This window comes from Spirosoma profusum (assembly GCF_014699005.1).
Lineage (GTDB): Bacteria > Bacteroidota > Bacteroidia > Cytophagales > Spirosomataceae > Spirosoma > Spirosoma profusum.
The window spans coordinates 1-18,581 of sequence record NZ_JACWZY010000061.1 but is presented as its reverse complement, the minus strand read 5'-3'; the positions used below and the strand labels follow the sequence as shown (position 1 = coordinate 18,581).

Genomic DNA, 18,581 nt, shown 5'->3' with positions numbered 1-18,581 from the left:
AAACGTACTACCAACGTCATAGGCTTGTAAAAATGATAGTTCGGTCGTATTAGAAAACGCCCTATTTATGGAGCAGATTCATGAATACGGCCTTTAAGCCGTAAAAAGCGCCTGACCAAATGAGCCAGACGCTTCTCATACGCTTATTTTAGACCTCAACAACGATTATTGAATACCCATAGTCCTGACCTTATACTCGTAGGGTCTTACGGCAACCAGAGCGGCTGTACCCATTTCAAATTCCTGTTCTTCCTTCACATAGCCATCTGCATTGAGTGTATAGGCGAAAAAACGATCCACTACGGGGTTAACTCCCCGGAACTCTTTCTGCGTAATGCGCTTCACAAGGTGCTTGCTGGTCTTGCCAAAAATTGGCAGGTAGCTGTCCGGGTAAGTGGCCCAACTGGAGTAAAGCGGGAGTTTGTCGGTAAGTATATCGTTTGATGGCTGATCGTAGGCGAACGTCACTTCCTGCACAACAACATCGTATATATCATAAACGGTCACTTTGCTCAGGTCACCAGCGGCATTGAATGTGTACTCGCTACGGTCGGTGGAGGCATTTTTCTTTCTGCGCGTTTTCAGATAGCCTTTGTTATCGTATTCATACAGCCAATGTAGCTGGGTCAGACTCATCCCCTTTATATAGTAAGTATAATGCTTCTCAATGGATTCGTAAACCCGGCCTGTATTCGGACCAAGTAAGTATGTAATTTCTAATTTTTTACCAGCACCCATAGTACGGGTCGACTTAATTGACAGATTGTCGTAACTGTATTCCGTGTATTCCGTTGGGTTGGCTAATGTACCGAGGCCATGCATCACCTGTTTCAAGCGACCATCGGCTTGATACGTCAGCGTAGCCTGACCATGTTTTGTGAGGGTGTATTGCTTAAATGGGTCCGGAGAAATCAGATTGTTGGTAGCCTCCGTTGACGTTACCTGCGGAATATCGGGGGAAACTAAGCTATTTTCTTTACAGGAAACCAGGCCGAATGATAAGGCCAACCCAACGACTGCGGTAATTTTTTGAAACGAACTGTTCATTGATACTGTGTGTATTTGATTGTGAACTACTTGATTTACGAGGCAAAATTGGCAGGTGAATAAATGGCTGCCGAGGCACAATCAATAATCCGCGGCTTTGGCTGAATAACTCACAGGACTCAGCCACTAACTGGTAGAAAGAACAACAAAAACCCCTATACGTACAGCAGAAGCACATTTCACTTGTCATTTATCAGCATTTTTGACTAACTACCACTTCAATTCCGCCAGTTATCACCTCAACGGGTGTATCTAAAAAAAGGGATCAAATTCGTCATGGCTCGACCGTAAGAACTTGATGCTCCTTTGATAAGCTGTATCGCACCGGCGACCCGGCCGATTCTCAGCTAACATAGATAGCTGAGAATCGGCCGGGTCGCCGGGCGGTACGAGTTTAGGAGACAGAGCCATAGCGGGTTCTGATGACTCGGCAGCCTTTCTTGACTTGTACCCGAAAAGGAACCTTTTTTCACGACTAAACCCAGCGGGGAGGGTACCGGCTTGGGCTTGTCACTCTCGTATGATATTGTCACTAAAGGGCACAGTGGCAGCCTGACAGTAGAAAGCCAGGAAGGAGAAGGTACCGCGTTTGTGATTCAATTACCTGCTTTGAGTTAAGCGAGAGTACGATCTCAAAAACGCCCAGTTTTTGAAGCAGATGTATGAAAACTCCTTCGTCTCGTATTGGTGAGGGTTTGCTGAGAATAAATAACGCTTGATTAGAGTCTTAGGGGAACCAGCGATTGCCGTTGAAACGAGAACAAAACCATTTGTGTAGTATGTATTACATAATACCTTGTATTGTAATATGATTGCCCTAAAAAAGACAATATGATGCACCAAATTGAGTCGCTCGAATCAATGACATTTTGGTTCCCTGGCCGTTGGATCGGGGGAGTTGCCATGATTGTTGCCCCACTTCTCCTAGTTCTTTCCCAACTGCTACTTCTCCAGTTTGAGTTCTTCTTTCCTCAACAACTCAAAGCCTTTGACCAACTCCCAACTCAAGTCACCACGGCTTATAGTCTTTTTCTGGCGGGCAATATCTTCTTGTGGCCAGCCATACTCACCTTAGCCAAACTGGTTGGACAAAGACAACCGGCTTGGGCACGCTGGGGAGGGACGTTGGTGATGTTGGGCTTATTCGCTCGTACCTTCCACTATGGGATCAATCATCTAGCCTTTCAATTAGTGAAGGTGCAGAACCTGCAACTGGCCACTAAGGCCGTTGCCGACTCCTATGGCGCTTTCCACATCGTTTCCAGCTTGTCAGGGGCTATCATGTTTGGCTGGGCAATCCTAGCGATTGGGACGTATCGCTCCGGCGTACTAAGTCTAGTTAGCTCAATTGGTTTAGGGCTAATGTCGGCATTAATGCTAGGGGTACTTAAAGGGGCTTCATTCGTATCGATCTTCGCCACAGTTGGTCTTTGCGTAGCCCTGTTACCCCTTGGCAAAAGCGTGTTAATGAGTGGCCCCATACCTAAAGTTCGGATGATTTTAAGCTGGGCATTATTGATTTTGGGTATTGCTACGCTAATGTACTTTTTCGGACAAGCAGGCTAATGCAAAATGGGCGATATAAAAGATTACTAATCTCTTATATCGCCCTATTCTTGAGATGGAGATAGTTATAGTCCAGGCAAATTCTTGCTATATTAAACAGAGTCTCATAAAATCATCTCATGAATCAAACTCAAAATCTCACAGGTTGGCTGAGTTTATGAGACCTTTATACATTCAGCAAATTTACTTATTAGGTATTTTGGGCACGAACGAAAAATTTACCCTATTTGTTGGCTTGTGCCAATGACTCACCCGTTTGCCCGAAACCTAATGAAGAAGGTCAACTTGCCTAAAATTCTTGACCAATCTCATCTTTATTTTACTGTCTATGAGATAGTTAAACCTTTTCGATAGGACATCTCGTACGGATGTTAGCTACTCCCCGTTATCTACTCGAAGTACCTATACTTTCATTTCACGATGGGTCGGATAATGAAGTTTTTTAGAGGATTTTTCTTGACAATCTTCACCAGCTGCCCGTTTTCGTAGTGGTATTCATCTTCCCGGTCATTTAATTTGGCTTGATACGTGCCTTTTGCGGGGGAGGTCAGTGTAAAATAATCACCAAAATATTCAGAATACGCCCGGCTTCGGTTTGTAGGCTCCTTGAAGAACATGTCAGTCACTGTATGGTCGATGCGCAGAGCTTCAGTACCCTTATGCGTGTATTTATACTGGTCGGCAGTAATCTCATAATGGTCGCCTTTCCATTCCGTTCTGGAGGAAAAATCACCTCGATTCGTATGAGCATCGACAGTAGAACGAACCAATTTACCCTGTTCGACCAGGCTAATGACTTTATAATAGATTTTGAGCTTGTAAACCAGAAAGTTGACTTTCACATCGCTAATCAGCGTATAGATCACACTTTGTTTATCCCGTTGCTGCCGATTAGCCGTCATTATACCGACTTTAATTCCGGCGACTTCAATCGCATACTCTTTTGTGTGTGCTGTATCTACAGGAGTATTTTGTCCATAACTAGCAAATGTCAACACCATCAACAGTATCAGACTAATAAACCTACTTCGAATGAAATCTACGCTCATTGTTGAATACGGAAACTATTGTTCCCCAGCAATATTGGACCTGGATTAGTTTGTCGGGTAGTTATCGAATCATTTTCCAGATTTAAAACACCTCGTGGGCAAACAGCTGAACAAATACCACATCCGACACAGGATGAGCGTACAATATCCTGTCCGCGCTGCGCGTACCAGCGTACGTCAATGCCCATTTCGCAGTAGGTCGAGCAGTTGCCGCAGGAAATACATTGGCCGCCGTTTGTCGTGATGCGAAATCGAGATTTAAACCGTTGAACTAGTCCCAGATAAGCCGCCAGTGGGCAGCCAAACCGGCACCAGACCCGGCTCCCTAAAATGGGATAGAATCCAGTCCCCACTACTCCTGCGAAAACAGCTCCAATAGCGGACCCATATACCGAACGAACGCCGTTGGAATCCAGAAAGCCAAATAGCAATGTCTGCCCACTCAAGTAGGTATACATAACGAGTGCCGTCATCACCACCGCGAATACCAGCACTGAATGCACCACAATTCGTTCAAGTTTCCAGGCACCTAGCCGTTTGTCGGACAATTGCCGATAAGGATCACCTAGCGTTTCGGCCAGCCCCCCACAGCCGCATACCCACGAGCAGTACCACCGTTTTCCGAAAAAATAAGTCAATATCGGCACACCCAACAGCCAGAGGGCTGTCCCCCATACTAACATAAACATCCCTAACGTACCCGCCTTAATTTTTTCGTCGATGCGATAATCGAAATAAAAACTGTAGTCCAGCGGCCACATATTTTTCAGATCCTGCGCGGGTTGATGAAACAGAGCAAGTAATTCGGGAATCAGAAACGCAAAGGCGGTCTGGAAAAACATGACCGAGAGAGTACGTAGCTGCTGGTAGCGACTATGCCTGTATTTAATCAGCATCCGCACACCCATCACCAGAATCACCAGTGTGTATAACGTTCCATAAACGAACCACTGACTAGCGGGGCCACCGTTTAGGAGTCGGCTCAACGGGTCGAACATTAACACCCAGTTGGTCAGATACTCGGGGAAAAAATATAGCACTATGTAGAACCCAATCAAAAAGGTGCCTATGACTATGCCAATCCAACCCCGATTTGTAGCTGGGCTGTGATAAATGCCATTGTTTTTTATACCAGGTAACTCTCGCTGAGTTGGCAGAATGTAAAGCAGTCCTCCTCCAACAGACAGCAGTAAACTCAGCCAGAAAAATAGTTGGCTGTTTTCCGGAAAAAAACCGGTGCTAGCGGATTTCGTTACCAAAAAGGCATAATCAGGAATAAGCAGATTAGTTTCGTTACGTTGTTTATAGGCTTCATTGAGTCGAGCGATAGCAGTTCGATAATCCGCAACAAAACCGAAAGACGACGTATATGTCTTTCCATGCATGGATGCCGTTGCCGAACGAATGGCATCTAACTGCTCTTTGCTGACCGTTTCACTCAACACCTTATCCGTCAGGGTATATCGACTGAGAGAGAGTGTGGCAATAAATAGAGCAAACCCAATCAGGAAAGCCGTCAGACCAATACGTTGCCAAATGGTTAGCATAGTGATAACAGGTTAGGGCTAGGTCGAAAACAACCGTTTAAACCAGCCTTTTCGAGTGGGTACGTGGCCGGTCAATTGGTTGATATATGATTCTGAAAACTCCGGGTTGAAATCAGCCTGATCAAACTGGCTCAATACGTTCTCAAAAGGCGTCCGCTGCTGAATCCAGTGTTCGCAGACGGCATGTCGCAGACGTAGTCCAAACGCATGGATGCCGACAACGGACTGGTCAGTTTTCCGGTAGTTGATACGTAGACACTGTTCGCCAGCCGGATGCTCCCAATAAAATGTTTGTTCGTCGTCGATAAACTCAGCATTCATGGTACCATAGGTCTGGTATTCGATGTCGAAAAATTTAGCCGAGTTGAAGAAGACACCCGGTTGGTAGGCAGTACGGGTACCACAGAGCGTTCTGGCCAGTGTTTCACCGTGCATCCGTCCAGTATACCAGATTTGTTCGATTGGTTTACGCAAGGTACCGTCTGTGCCCATTACGGGATCTCGGAATTCGTTACAGTCGCCGATGGCGTACACGTCCGCTACGTTGGTTTCGAAATACTTGTTAACCAGTACGCCCTTACCCAGTTCAATACCCGATGTTTTCAGGAACGTTACGTTCGGCGTCACGCCCACACCCAGCCCCACAAACTGACAAGCGATTTCTTCGCCTGCCTTCGTCACTACCGCACGCACCCGCCCCGATGCATCAGCCGAACGCGGCCCGGCCAGAATTTCCTTTAATTCGGTTTGAAGCCGAATGTCGACACCATGACGGAGCAAATGACGACCTATTAATTTACCCTCCTCGCGCGGGAGAGTAGAACTCCAATAATGCGTATCGCGGACCAGCATCGTTACGTCAATGTGTCGCGAACGTAACATTTCGGCCAATTCAACGCCAATAAGTCCACCGCCAACGACTACAGCGCGGTCGATATTTTTGGTGAATTGTTCTATACGTTCCAAATCGGGTAAACCATATAAACCCTGCACGCCAGAAGCGGTCAGGCCTGGCCAGTCGAACGTAGTAGACACCGAGCCAGTAGCCAGCACCAGTACGTCATAGTCAAGCCACTGTCCATCAGACAGCCGGACTCGCTTCGCCAACGTATCAACTTGTTCGACATAACCACGCAGTAGGCCAATGCGATTTTTGGTCCAGAATCCGTCTTCATAAGGCTTGGTATGCGCATAGGTCATGTGGCCCATGTAGATATACATGAGCGCTGTCCGCGAGTAAAAATGCTCCGACTCGGCTGAAATGACCGTGATACGTACCCTTGAATCCTGTTGGCGAACATGCCGGGCGGTCGTGATCCCAGCAATGCCGTTTCCTATAATGACAAGATGCTTCATGGCTGCCCGTTTCTGCAGCGCTTACTGCTCGTTGAGGTTCCAGTTATATTCCAGGAAGTCTATCTCGGTCTTATCCGAAATTTTCATGTTGGAATATTTATTGACCCATTTCACAACTGACTGCCCATTTTTAGTCCAGTCGCCTTTGTACCAGTTGAAGTAATTTGAAAGTTGTGCTTCGTCTTTCCCAATTTTATTCTTGCTCGGATTATTCAGAAAATCGCGTCCCTGATCATCCATTTGTGCATCCAGTTTGTCGGCCATGTAAGCTTCATTCCGCAGGCGGGGACATGAAATAGACGCACAAACAAGGGTAAAGTGAATGCGGGGATCATTGTATTTTTTCCGCAACGTACCGTGTTCAATATTATCGAGACTCATTTTTTCGCCACCAATCGTAAAAAACTTAGCAGCCCAAGGCGTAGTCACAAACGGAATCTTGATTCTTGAGCCAATGTCCTTTATGCTCTTCACTGGATAATGGTCGAGAATAAGCCGGATGGTGTAGGCGTTATAGGCATTAATCCAGTAAGCCATCTGCTCGTTCTTGCTCCACGAAGCGGCCGGTGGATTTTTGCTGAGCATAGCCAGATAATCATTAAATGCCTTCTCCTCCGATTTAAAGCCTTTATAGTTGACCAGTCCTTTTTCATTCACGTACTTTTTCAGCAGACGGTCATAGGCACTGTGATCAACAGGCGCTACTGTCGGCTCTGTGAAGGCAGTGGTTAGTAGCCATAACAAACCCAATAGGAGAAATTTAAACTTAGGGTTCCTTTTCATGATTCGGTTAAATTTTCTACACTCAGATATACGCCCCAATCAATCGAATGGTTTTAATAAATATAAATTCAAACCCTGTCGATTAACTTTTCGTATGATACTGTAAGCAATCCAAAATCTTAAATGCTCCTTTCGTCGCTGGTAACTGCCTTACTAATTTCGGTCCCGCCCGACAGTATTCCGAAAGCATTCAGTCTGTTGCCACTCCCACTCATCTACTATACTCCCGAAACCCGACTAGCGTATGGTGTGGCGGCTACTGCTACGTTCCGTTTTGGTCGCGATATGGACTTTTTACGGACAGATACGTCCAGTAGAGCTAGAGCGGCTGTTCGTCCGTCTCAGGTCACGTTGGGCTTTGCATATACTCAGAACAAACAAATTCTGTTCTATTTGCCTTTCCAGATTTTTTACGACCGCGATACGTACTATGTTAACGGCGAAGCCGGGTATTATCGCTACAGCTACTATTTTTTCGGAGTTGGCCAGCAGGAAGTTTCCCGTGAACTATACGGCGTGAATTTCCCTCGCATACGTATTAATGCATTCCGGCGAATATCTCCTAACCTGAGCCGGGGAAAACTCTACGTTGGTATCCGGTATCAATACGAAGATTATGGAGTAACCAGCGTCGAGCCAGGTAGATTGCTGGCAACAGGTAAAGTTCCGGGTGGTTTAGGCAGTCGATTGTCCGGGGCGGGACTGGGACTGTTTTACGACTCACGCAATGTCATTTTTTTTCCGTCCAAAGGCATAGTGGCAGACATTGCGTATCTCAATCAGAATCAGGCATTAGGCGGCAATGTGCGCTTCGACCGCTATACCGCCGACGTATCATCTTATCATGCATTGAGCAAACAGGCAATCTTAGCAGTCAATTATTTCGTAAGTTTTACAACGGGTGTTGCCCCCTTCAACGCCATGTCGCTGTTGGGAGGTACCAAACGAATGCGGGGCTATTACGAAGGTCGGTACCGCGACCAGAACGTAGCACTGATTCAAAGCGAAGTACGGTTCGACCTATACAAACGGTTGGGTGGGGTTATTTTTGGGGCCGCTGGTATCTTGGGCGATGCTCAGTCGGTGCTACGTCCCAACGACCCCAAAGTGGCTTACGGGGCTGGATTACGTTTCACCATGAACCGTCGTGACCATCTTAATATCCGATTGGATTACGGGTTGGGACGACAATCAAGCGGTTTTTATCTGACAATAGGCGAAGCACTTTAAGATAAACGATGCTTACTGTTTGGAGTGGTTGTCAAGGGCTGATAATTATAGTATTTTGCTTGCTTACGCTTTGCAGATGACGTTTAGTATCATCATTCCTACTTATAACGAAGCCGAAGCTATTGGCCAGTCAGTCCATAAACTGCTGACGTACGGGGGCTCTTCTTTACTAGAGGTATTGGTTATTGATGCAGGAAGCCCTGATGGCACTGCCGATATTGCCAGGAATGCTGGTGCTACCGTAAGGCAAGCCCCAAAGCCAGGCCGGGCTTCTCAGATGAATTTCGGGGCTACGTTGGCCAAAGGGGATATTCTGTATTTTGTCCACGCCGATGTCGGTATCAATCCCGATTTCATTGCGGATATTGAACACGCTGTTAAGGCTGGTTATGAAGCCGGTTGCTATCGGTTTCGATTTGATTCCGATAAAATTATGCTTCGCTTTAACAGTTACGGAACCCGTTTTCCGGGCTTGATGAGTCGCGGAGGGGACCAGACTTTATTTGTGACGCGCTCTTTGTTTGATCGGTTGGGCGGTTTTGACGAATACTACACCATCATGGAGGATTTTGACATAATTATCAGAATACGCCAGATTGCGCGGTTTTACATTATACCGAAAGATGTCCTAGTATCAGCACGAAAGTATGATACCAATAGCTGGCTGCGTGTACAATTGGCTAATCTGACGGCATTTTCTCTATTTTTCATGAAAGTGTCACCAATCCGTATTGCTCGTACTTACAAAGTAATGTTGAATTATCGCTAATGAAAACAACCGTGCTACTAACCGGAGCTAGTGGTTTTCTGGGGGCTCATCTGACCCGAGAATTGCTGGCGCGTCGATACCAGGTAAGGGTACTGGTTCGGCATGAACGTAGCACCTCAACACTGGCCGGCCTCCCTGTTGAGCATTTCGTAGGCAATGTGCTGGATACCCAGTCACTGAAAAAAGTGGTTGTAGGCTGCGATGTCATTATTCATGCAGCAGCATTGGCACAGGTGAACCCCGCTCGTAGCTCGGTCGTATGGGCAGTTAATCATACCGGAACAGAAAATCTTATTGAAGCAGCCCAACTAGCCAACGTTCAACGATTTGTCTACGTCGGAACAGCCAACGTATTTGGATTTGGGACGAAGCAACAACCTGGTAACGAAACGTATCCTTTTGTCGGAAAACGCTACAACTCTGATTACATCGACAGTAAACGGGCGGCTACTGATCGGGTTCAGGAAGCAGTACAGCAGGTCGGTCTTCCTGCCATCATGGTACATCCAACGTTTATGCTTGGCGAATTCGATGCTAAACCGACTTCAGGGCAGATGTTGTTGGAGTTATATCGAGGGCGCGTTTTGGGCTATCCAGCCGGTGGCAAAAATTATGTTCACGTTCGAGACGTAGCTATAGCAACGGTTAATGCACTGACACGAGGGCGATTAGGCGAATCGTACATTCTGGGAAATGTCAACATGAGTTATCAAGAAGCCTTTCAGCTAATGGCACTACGTATGAACGTATCACCTCCTCGCTGGTCGATTCCACCCAGTTTGGCGAAGCTGTATGGTTTTGGTTGTGATGCATTAGCTAAACTAACAAGCCATACAGGAAAACTAAATTCTGCCATGATTGCCGTGGCTAATGATGGACATTATTTCAGTTCGCAGAAAGCCATTATCGAATTAGGTCTTCCCCAAACACCTATTGAAGAAGCCATTGACGAAGCTTTTGACTGGTTTAAACGACATAAATACATTACTGAACGTGCCTGAATTAACAAAGCCAATCGCTACATCAGAATCCCTCGAAGCACTTCTGTCGGCTTCACCCGCTGCCGTTTCTGAAGTTCCAGGTAAACGGAAACTCAGAACAACAACGATCTCGGGACCATTTGCAGGGAAAGTAGCTATTGTTACTGGTTCTGAGTCGGGTATTGGCAAAGCTACTGCACGGGCATTAGGAGTAGCAGGAGCCAAAGTAATTTTAAATGGACGCTCGCCCGAGCGATTAACACAAACTGAGGCCGAGTTGCAGGGAGAGGGACTAGACGTAGTGAGTTGCCTGGCTGATGTGACTTGCTTCGACGACTGTGAGCGCCTTATTACAACAGCGATAGACGCCTTTGGGCAACTGGATATTCTCATCACGAATGCCAGTATTTCTATGCGTGCTTACTTTGCAGACATGCAACCAGACGTATTCCGGCAGGTGCTCGATAGCAACGTATATGGAACGGTCTACCCTCTAAAAGCGGCATTACCACATCTTACGCAAACTAAAGGCGTCGTTACGTTCATCTCATCGATTTCAGCCTTGAATGGTATGCCCAGCGGCTCGGCCTACTGTGCAGGCAAGGCGGCATTGGCCAATTTGGCACATACGCTACGTCTGGAACTGGCAGATACGGGCATTCAGGTTGGCGTGGTACACATTGGTTTTACACAGAATGATTCAGATAAACGAGTGTTGGATGCAACCGGTCAACCGGTCCCTATTGCGCACCGGCCTTCCCGCTGGCAGAAAAGTCAGGCGGAAGTTGCCCACATTATTATGAATCACGTCCGGCGACGTCGCCAGCGAACAGTGATTTCGGCGCTAGGTAGGCTTATTATGCTTGTGCATACACATTTACCCCGACTAGGCGACTGGATTGTACTAACCTCTATTCGCAGACTCCGGCATTTTTATGAGTGAAATCTATTTTTGGCTTGTTATCGTATTCTAATTACCTTAATTCAACCGCTTTATTACTTTAATCTAACCGCTATGCAAACCTATTATAATCCCGAAGACCTCAAGAAGTTTGGTAATATTAGCGAGTTTCAGAAAGAACTGGCCGACAAGTTTTTCTCCTATTACAGTTCTGTTTTTGCGGAAGGTGCTCTGACAGCCCGTGAGAAATCACTAATTGCACTGGCGGTTTCCCACACGGTACAATGCCCTTATTGTATCGACGCGTACACGTCCGATACGCTCGAAAAAGGCTGTTCAGAAGCCGAAATGATGGAAGCCGTTCACGTAGCAGCTGCCATTCGCGGAGGGGCTTCGCTGGTACATGGCGTGCAAATGATGAACAAAGCCAAAGAATTATCGATGTAATTAGTAGCCACATGAGAATGAGTACATGAGGTTTATCTGTACTTATTCGTTCTCATCGGCACTTCGTTCAAATTATGAAATCACTCAAAGCCAGTGGGCATCAGTTAGCCAATGTCGATGTACAACTACAATCGCTGCAAAGCGAGGTGGCTGATACGTTGCAATTACCCTTGTTCCACCAAAAACTCCAAGCTGCCGGATTGTTTCCACTAAGTATAGTTGAACCTTCCGTTTTTCAGGTAAATCTGGGGAAAATGTGTAACCAGGTCTGTCGGCACTGCCACGTAGATGCTGGCCCTGACCGGAAAGAAATCATGACCCGTGAGACCATGCAGGCTTGCCTGAATGCACTGGCTCAAACGGACATTCAGACGGTTGATCTAACGGGTGGAGCACCGGAAATGAATCCGGATTTTCGCTGGTTTGTTGAAGAGGTTCGGAAACTGGGTCGGAAAGTTATGGTACGCTGCAACCTGACTATCATCGTTGCCAACCCTAAATACCACGACTTGCCCGAATTCTTTCGACTGCACGAGGTTGAAGTGGTTAGTTCGTTGCCCTTCTATAATGCTGATAAGACCGACCGTCAGCGCGGAAAAGGTGTCTTTGAAGATTCCGTCCGGGCATTACGTATGCTGAATGCGGTGGGCTACGGCCAGCCCGATAGTGGTCTGCTGTTAAACTTAGTATATAATCCGAACGGTGCTTTTCTACCCGGTTCGCAGGAAAGTCTGAAACGTCAGTTTAAACGAGTTTTACAGGATGAGTTTAGTATTCAGTTCAATGACCTGTACGCGATTACTAATGTCCCAATAAGTCGGTTTCTGGATTATCTAATTTCGTCCGGCAACTACGACGGCTATATGGAGAAACTGGTTAATGCCTTCAATCCGGTAGCGGCTGCTGGCGTAATGTGCCGAAACACTCTGTCGATTAGTTGGGATGGATTTATTTATGATTGTGATTTCAATCAGATGCTGGATTTGAAAGTAGCCAGTCCAGTACAACATGTAAATAATTTCGACTTGAATGCCCTAAATCAGCGATCAGTGGTTATCAATCAGCATTGCTATGGTTGCACCGCAGGAGCGGGATCCAGTTGTGGGGGCACAACCGCCTGAGTTATAACTGAGCGACTAACGCCCCCATCAGGCGAGTTAGAGAGGGCTCTGCTGCACCCGCAGCTGCTATGATTTTTTGAATGTCAGCTTTTTCCAAGGTATCTGGCAAGCACATGTCTGTAATGACTGACACTCCAAAAACGTCCATTCCCATCTGATTGGCAACAATTACTTCAGGCACGGTCGACATACCCACAGCATCAGCTCCCCAATGGCGCAGCATTCGGTACTCAGCCCTTGTCTCTAACTGAGGACCTGTCACGCTAACATAAACACCTCGCTTGAGGCTAATATTCAGTTCGGTGGCAATTGCAAACGCTCGTTCAATCAAGGATTTTTTGTAAGGTTCGCTCATGTCAGGAAAACGGTCGCCAAACTCAGGCGGATTTGGCCCTACGAGCGGATTTTGCGGGAGCAACAAACTGATATGGTCGTCAATGACCATCAAATCTGTCGTTTGAAAAGCTGGATTCAGGCCACCAGCCGCGTTGGAAACCAGCAGTGTTCGAACGCCCAGCGCGTGCATGACCCGTACCGGAAATGTAATTTGCTGCATGGAATAGCCCTCATAAAAATGAAACCGTCCCTGCATCACCACAACGGGTTTATCGGCCAGTGTTCCCAGCAGTAGTTTCCCTGAATGAAACTCCACCGTCGACAGTGGGAAATGAGGGATTGATTCGTAGGGTAATGTCGTTTCGATGGTTAGCTCTTGCGCCAGTGCGCCAAGACCTGTTCCGAGAATGATCCCGATTTGAGGAGTAAGTTGCGTTTTCGATTGAATAAACTGGGTTGTCTGCTGAACCTGTTCAAGTATGGTCATAAACGGTATTAGGCTATCTTTTTCGCAAGATAATTGTTGAGGATTAAACACACGTTTTCATTAACCGATTGTTCTCTTGTTTCGTTATCATTCTTTATGACCCCAGAGCAACTGATTGTTTTTGTCAAAAACCCCATTACTGGCCAGGTGAAAACCCGTATTGCCCGAACGGTGGGCGATGGTAAAGCGCTGGAGGTGTACCAACACTTATTGACGTATACTCAAACTTTGGTATCTGAGTTTAAAGGTCGTTGCGCCGTGTACTACGGTGATTTTGTGAATGCCGATGATGGATGGAATCCTTTTGTTAAGTATGAGCAATCAGGAGTGGATTTAGGCGAGCGTATGCATAATGCATTTGAGGAGCAATTTAGAGCGGGGGCCGGAAAAGTGGTTATTATTGGCAGTGACTGCTTTGATATAACGCCCAGCCATATTCATAATGCGTTTGCTGCACTCGATACCGTGGATGTGGTTATCGGGCCAGCCACCGACGGCGGGTATTATTTGCTGGGCATGAATCAGCTTCAACCTTTTTTATTTCAGGATATGCCCTGGAGCCAGCCAGAACTGAGACAGTTGACAGAGTTGGCTATTATGCAACATGGTTTAACCTACGCCCGACTCGAGGAACTAACCGACATTGACGAATGGGTTGACTATGAGGATTATCTTCAGAAAACAGGTCAGCCATTATGATACGTAACATGAATTTTTCGCTCTTACTACCACGCTACGTTTGAATCAACCAACTATCGTCGTTATCATTCCCGCCTTCAACGAGGAAAATTCCGTTGGACAAGTTATCCGTGAAATACCCGCTGAATTAGTTCAGGAAATTATCGTTGTCAATAACAATTCAAACGATCAGACTGCCGTTGAAGCTTCTCGCGCTGGTGCTACCGTACTGGATGAGCCAATTCAAGGGTATGGCCGGGCGTGTCTACAGGGTATTGCCTATGTAAAACAACGCCAGCCTGCACCCGACATCATTGTATTTCTGGATGCCGATTATTCTGATTTTCCGGCTGAACTACCCCGTGTCATTGCTCCTATTCTGGAACAAAATGCTGATTTAGTGATTGGTTCACGCGCATTAGGCAACCGACAACGCGGCTCTATGACACCTCAACAGCTCTTCGGAAATTGGCTGGCCACCCGGCTGCTACGTTGGTTGTATGGTGTCCGTTTTACTGATTTGGGTCCATTTCGCGCGATTCGGTTTGATACGTTACTAGCCTTGGACATGCAGGATAAAACCTATGGCTGGACCGTTGAAATGCAATTAAAAGCCGCCAAGTTGCGCTGTAAAACAACCGAAGTACCTGTGAGTTATCGAAAACGGATTGGTCACTCAAAAATTTCGGGCACAATCAAAGGCACGGTGCTGGCGGGCTATAAAATCCTGACTACCATTTTTAAGTACTGGTAGTCAGACCCACCAAGTGCTGATTGTGAGCTGGAATTGACACAATGGAGCTATTCATTCTATTTCTTTACAACCTGCTTATTATTCTGATCGTTCTGTTTAGTGTCGGTCAGTTAGGGCTTCTTGTGCGGTACATATACGGTCGCTGGCGTCGCAGAAATGAGAGTATTCCGGAGCCCGCTATACTCTGGGAACAGTTACCTTCGATCACCGTTCAATTGCCCATTTACAACGAGTTATACGTAGTGGAGCGACTGATTGATACCATCGCCCAGTTACGATACCCTCTTGACAAACTGACCATTCAGATCCTGGATGATTCGACGGATGACACTACGTTACTTATCGCCCAAAAAGTAATCATTTATAAAAAAGCAGGCCTTCCATTAGTACATATCCGTCGACCTGACCGATCGGGTTTTAAGGCAGGAGCTCTAGCTTACGGGCTTAACCTGACCGACAATGAGTACGTGGCTATCTTCGATGCTGATTTTCTGCCTGACGCTGATTTCTTATTACGTGTACTTCCCAGTTTCACACAACCCGACATAGGTGCTGTTCAGACTCGCTGGTTACACACCAATCAGAGCTATTCGCTATTAACCCAGATTCAGGCGTTTGGCCTGAATGCCCACTTTCTAGTTGAGCAGTATGCCCGCTATGCCACAGGGCTTTTTTTAAATTTTAGTGGAACAGCCGGTATCTGGCGTCGTGAAGCGATAATAAATAGCGGTGGCTGGCAAGAAGACACTCTGACTGAAGATCTGGATTTAAGTTACCGAGCGCAGTTAAAGGGATGGAAAATCGTTTATCGTGCCGACGTTGGGGTGCTGGCCGAACTGCCAATTACAATGGATGCGATTAAATCGCAACAATACCGATGGATGAAAGGTCCAGCCGAATGTAGTCGGAAACTTTTGGGAAAGGTCTGGCAGAAATCAGGCATCTCAATCCCAAAAAAAATACAGGCTTGTTTTCATCTGTTGAATAGCACTCTGTTAGTACTTATTCTGGGCATGGCTCTGCTGAGCCTACCTGTATTAGGGATTCATCATCGCCATCCCGAATGGGCAGCCATTGACCATCAATTCTCAAATTTATTTTTACTGGCTACCATCATTTCTACCCTTTTTTACGGAATTTCTTATTATCAATCAGAGATAAATCAAGGGACAATTGGTAATCATTCTAAAGCCAGTCTTTCTGGCCGATTGGTACGATTTCTCTGGCTCTTTCCAACCTTTATTTCTACCATGCTAGGTTTGTCGCTACACAACAGCTTGGCCGCACTAGAAGGCCTTTTCGGAAAAAAGACCCCCTTCGTTCGTACGCCAAAATTCAATAGTACGACACAGGAAGTTGACTGGACTAGCAATATTTACATAAAGAAAACTATTCCCAGTTCTATTTTTGGGGAAATCGGGCTGGGTCTGTATTTTATGGCTGGACTTGGTTTGGGGATATACTTACAGGATTATTCAATGTTTATTTTCCATAGTCTGTTGGTCATTGGCTATGGGTTGGTGGTTGGTTTTATGCTAGCGCATAGTCGAAGCAAAGAAACGAATGTAGTGCCAAACGTGCCTATTTTACAACCATGATAACACCGTTTCGGATTGGCTGGTTGTTTCTTTCATTGACGTTGTTCACTTTAATTGGTTACGGCCTTGCACGGCCACAATTCAACCTGCTTCTTCTGTTATACGGACTTACCTTCTGGGGATACGTTCGGATTACCCGGCCGCTGTGGGCCATCGCACAACAGCCATTAAGTTCGCAAATCACACTACCCGAACCCGACCGGTTCCTGTTTCTAGCGGCCATTATTTTCCGGGTTAGTTTACTGGCTGTAATCCCCAACCTATCCGATGATTATATTCGATTCGTTTGGGATGGTCATCTGGTCGCCAACGGCTACAATCCATATCTCTACCTGCCCAGCCAGATTATCCATACTCCTTTAGCGGCAACAGCCGGATTAACCGAATCGCTTTATAAGAGTCTGAATTCGCCCAATTATTTCACGGTTTACCCGACCGTCAATCAGGCATTATTTGGGTTAGCGGCCTGGCTTTCTGCTAATAATCTGTTGGGAAACCTGATTGGATTGCGTATCCCTATTCTGCTGGCAGAAGTTGGTACGTTATGGCTGATGCCAAAACTCCTGCGCCAGTTAAACCAGAACCCAAATCTAGCTTTACTTTACGGCCTGAATCCGCTAGTAATTCTCGAACTGACGGGCAACATCCATTATGAGTCCGTTATGATTTTCTTTGTGCTGTTAGCAGTCTGGCTATTCGTCCAGAAGCGATGGTTTGCCTGCTCTGCAACGCTAGCCCTGGGTATTGCTACTAAACTTTTGCCACTCCTCTTTTTTCCATTGCTGATTCGTTACTTAGGCTGGAAACGCGGGCTGGCTTTTGGCTCATTAACGTTAGTCCTGACAGCCGTTTTATTCTTCCCATTTGTCAATGCCGAACTGATTCGAAACCTATTCTCCAGTTTACACCTATATTTCCAGAAGTTCGAGTTCAATGCTAGCATATATTATCTGATTCGGGCGGTCGGCTACGTAGTCACCGGAAACAGCATCATTATTGGTGCTGGTATCGCCTTATCTATTCTCATCGTTATTGGTGCGTTCATTATCGCCTTCGGAGATTTTTCGTTTCTGACAGGAGTTAGCCTGGCAACCAGAATGCTGCTAACCATGAGCCTGTATTGGTTACTGGCTACAACCGTTCATCCCTGGTACATTACCTCACTAGTAGCTATTACGTTGTTCACCCCGTTTCGGTATCCGTTGGTCTGGTCAGGGCTTGCTATGCTGACTTATGGTGCCTACCGAACCTACCCTTATAATGAGAACCTGCCGCTTGTGGGCTTGGAGTATGTCCTTCTTTTGGTTTACGGACTATACGAATGGCAACAGGTGAGAAAAAGGTTAGTGATTGGATAAAGACAAGTTAGTTTAAAACTTGTAATTGTACAGCAATTTACACCAATACTGTCGAACCAGAACAAATTTAATTTTTATTAAACTATACGTTCACATATAGCCACTTACTTTGCATAAACCAGAAGATACATAAGCTAAATCACTCCTTTATTAATAATCAGAGCATTAGACTGTAAATTAAACATATCCACTATACCCTTTTTTTTCGCTAGTTTGCGCACATAGTCCTGCCTCTCTTGATCTGTAGTTGATTTTTGTATTTCATTATACTCTGCCTTATTGTAAGGTAAATTTGCTTCAAGTATTATTCCATTAGCAATATCTGTAAATTGATATGGAATAGTTCTTTCATGAGTAATCGGAATAATAAACCCTTTAATATCGTCATACTTCTTAAAGGAGAATTGTACTCTCATACCCAAATCTGGAGTTTTATGCAGTTGAATATTTTTAATTGTTTTCTACTTTTTTTTGGTCTTTTACCATACGAATAATTCTTATTGATCCGTGAGTAGGCTTGTAAAGTTTGATTCTTCGTTAGCCATGGCCACTTACAAACCATCTGACTACGAGC

At 45.9% G+C, this 18,581-nt stretch carries 18 protein-coding genes and 1 pseudogene; 12 read left to right on the top strand and 7 right to left on the bottom strand.

All coding sequences use genetic code 11. The features are described 5' to 3' along the window. Positions 1 to 165 precede the first annotated feature (165 nt). Positions 166 to 1,047, bottom strand: coding sequence for a hypothetical protein (locus IC229_RS33505; RefSeq protein WP_190893138.1), 882 nt, complete (start codon positions 1,045 to 1,047; stop codon positions 166 to 168). Between the two features lie 459 nt (positions 1,048 to 1,506). Between IC229_RS33505 and IC229_RS33500 the strand changes: the two are divergent. Both IC229_RS33500 and IC229_RS33495 read left to right on the top strand, forming a co-directional pair. Continuing rightward, a pseudogene (locus tag IC229_RS33500) lies at positions 1,507 to 1,665 on the top strand (ATP-binding protein); the annotation flags it as partial. A 243-nt stretch (positions 1,666 to 1,908) separates the two neighbouring features. Continuing rightward, entirely contained in the window at positions 1,909 to 2,613 is a 705-nt protein-coding gene (locus IC229_RS33495; RefSeq protein ID WP_223834362.1) for a hypothetical protein, read from the top strand. Positions 2,614 to 3,023: 410 nt separating this feature from the next. On the opposite strand, the gene IC229_RS33490 is transcribed toward IC229_RS33495, so the two are convergent. From IC229_RS33490 to IC229_RS33475, 4 genes are read right to left on the bottom strand one after another with little or no spacing between them, the layout of a single operon-like run. Continuing rightward, positions 3,024 to 3,662: a DUF6134 family protein gene (locus tag IC229_RS33490; protein ID WP_190893136.1), complete on the bottom strand. Its 639-nt coding sequence runs from the start codon at positions 3,660 to 3,662 to the stop codon at positions 3,024 to 3,026. Continuing rightward, positions 3,659 to 5,209 carry a 4Fe-4S binding protein gene (locus IC229_RS33485; RefSeq protein ID WP_190893134.1) on the bottom strand — a complete coding sequence of 517 codons (1,551 nt, stop codon included), beginning with the start codon at positions 5,207 to 5,209 and terminating at the stop codon, positions 3,659 to 3,661. The genes IC229_RS33490 and IC229_RS33485 overlap by 4 nt, the downstream gene beginning before the upstream one ends. An 18-nt stretch (positions 5,210 to 5,227) precedes the next feature. Then, positions 5,228 to 6,565, bottom strand: coding sequence for an NAD(P)/FAD-dependent oxidoreductase (locus tag IC229_RS33480; protein ID WP_190893132.1), 1,338 nt, complete (start codon positions 6,563 to 6,565; stop codon positions 5,228 to 5,230). A gap of 21 nt (positions 6,566 to 6,586) precedes the next feature. Beyond that, positions 6,587 to 7,348, bottom strand: coding sequence for a DUF547 domain-containing protein (locus tag IC229_RS33475; protein ID WP_190893130.1), 762 nt, complete (start codon positions 7,346 to 7,348; stop codon positions 6,587 to 6,589). 123 nt (positions 7,349 to 7,471) lie between these two features. On the opposite strand from IC229_RS33475, the gene IC229_RS33470 reads away from it, so the two are divergent. The 6 genes from IC229_RS33470 to arsS all read left to right on the top strand — a co-directional run bounded on the left by IC229_RS33470 (position 7,472) and on the right by arsS (position 12,796). Further along, on the top strand, positions 7,472 to 8,578 hold the full coding sequence (locus IC229_RS33470) for a BamA/TamA family outer membrane protein (protein ID WP_190893128.1): 1,107 nt from the start codon (positions 7,472 to 7,474) through the stop codon (positions 8,576 to 8,578). A 76-nt stretch (positions 8,579 to 8,654) separates the two neighbouring features. Continuing rightward, complete coding sequence (locus IC229_RS33465) at positions 8,655 to 9,347, top strand: TIGR04283 family arsenosugar biosynthesis glycosyltransferase (RefSeq protein WP_190893120.1); 693 nt, start codon at positions 8,655 to 8,657, stop codon at positions 9,345 to 9,347. Continuing rightward, on the top strand, positions 9,347 to 10,348 hold the full coding sequence (locus tag IC229_RS33460) for an NAD-dependent epimerase/dehydratase family protein (protein WP_190893118.1): 1,002 nt from the start codon (positions 9,347 to 9,349) through the stop codon (positions 10,346 to 10,348). Before IC229_RS33465 ends, IC229_RS33460 begins: the two co-directional genes overlap by 1 nt. Continuing rightward, entirely contained in the window at positions 10,341 to 11,270 is a 930-nt protein-coding gene (locus tag IC229_RS33455; protein WP_190893116.1) for an SDR family oxidoreductase, read from the top strand. The genes IC229_RS33460 and IC229_RS33455 overlap by 8 nt, the downstream gene beginning before the upstream one ends. A 72-nt stretch (positions 11,271 to 11,342) precedes the next feature. After that, a complete protein-coding gene (locus tag IC229_RS33450; protein ID WP_190893114.1) occupies positions 11,343 to 11,675 on the top strand; it encodes an arsenosugar biosynthesis-associated peroxidase-like protein in 333 nt (110 codons plus the stop codon). 74 nt (positions 11,676 to 11,749) lie between these two features. Then, positions 11,750 to 12,796, top strand: a complete 1,047-nt coding sequence (gene arsS, locus IC229_RS33445) for an arsenosugar biosynthesis radical SAM (seleno)protein ArsS (protein ID WP_190893103.1) — start codon at positions 11,750 to 11,752, stop codon at positions 12,794 to 12,796. A gap of 1 nt (position 12,797) precedes the next feature. On the opposite strand, the gene IC229_RS33440 is transcribed toward arsS, so the two are convergent. Then, positions 12,798 to 13,619 carry a purine-nucleoside phosphorylase gene (locus IC229_RS33440; RefSeq protein ID WP_190893101.1) on the bottom strand — a complete coding sequence of 274 codons (822 nt, stop codon included), beginning with the start codon at positions 13,617 to 13,619 and terminating at the stop codon, positions 12,798 to 12,800. A gap of 96 nt (positions 13,620 to 13,715) precedes the next feature. Between IC229_RS33440 and IC229_RS33435 the strand changes: the two genes are divergently transcribed. Genes IC229_RS33435 through IC229_RS33420 form a run of 4 tightly spaced genes read left to right on the top strand, consistent with a single transcriptional unit; the run spans position 13,716 to position 18,007 of the window. Continuing rightward, complete coding sequence (locus IC229_RS33435) at positions 13,716 to 14,318, top strand: TIGR04282 family arsenosugar biosynthesis glycosyltransferase (RefSeq protein WP_190893099.1); 603 nt, start codon at positions 13,716 to 13,718, stop codon at positions 14,316 to 14,318. Positions 14,319 to 14,358: 40 nt separating this feature from the next. After that, positions 14,359 to 15,051, top strand: coding sequence for a glycosyltransferase family 2 protein (locus tag IC229_RS33430; RefSeq protein ID WP_190893097.1), 693 nt, complete (start codon positions 14,359 to 14,361; stop codon positions 15,049 to 15,051). A gap of 41 nt (positions 15,052 to 15,092) precedes the next feature. Continuing rightward, positions 15,093 to 16,649, top strand: coding sequence for a glycosyltransferase (locus IC229_RS33425; RefSeq protein ID WP_190893095.1), 1,557 nt, complete (start codon positions 15,093 to 15,095; stop codon positions 16,647 to 16,649). Further along, positions 16,646 to 18,007 carry a hypothetical protein gene (locus tag IC229_RS33420; protein WP_190893093.1) on the top strand — a complete coding sequence of 454 codons (1,362 nt, stop codon included), beginning with the start codon at positions 16,646 to 16,648 and terminating at the stop codon, positions 18,005 to 18,007. Before IC229_RS33425 ends, IC229_RS33420 begins: the two co-directional genes overlap by 4 nt. 134 nt (positions 18,008 to 18,141) lie before the next feature. On the opposite strand, the gene IC229_RS33415 is transcribed toward IC229_RS33420, so the two are convergent. Then, positions 18,142 to 18,423, bottom strand: coding sequence for a hypothetical protein (locus IC229_RS33415; RefSeq protein ID WP_190893091.1), 282 nt, complete (start codon positions 18,421 to 18,423; stop codon positions 18,142 to 18,144). Between the last annotated feature and the right edge of the window lie 158 nt (positions 18,424 to 18,581).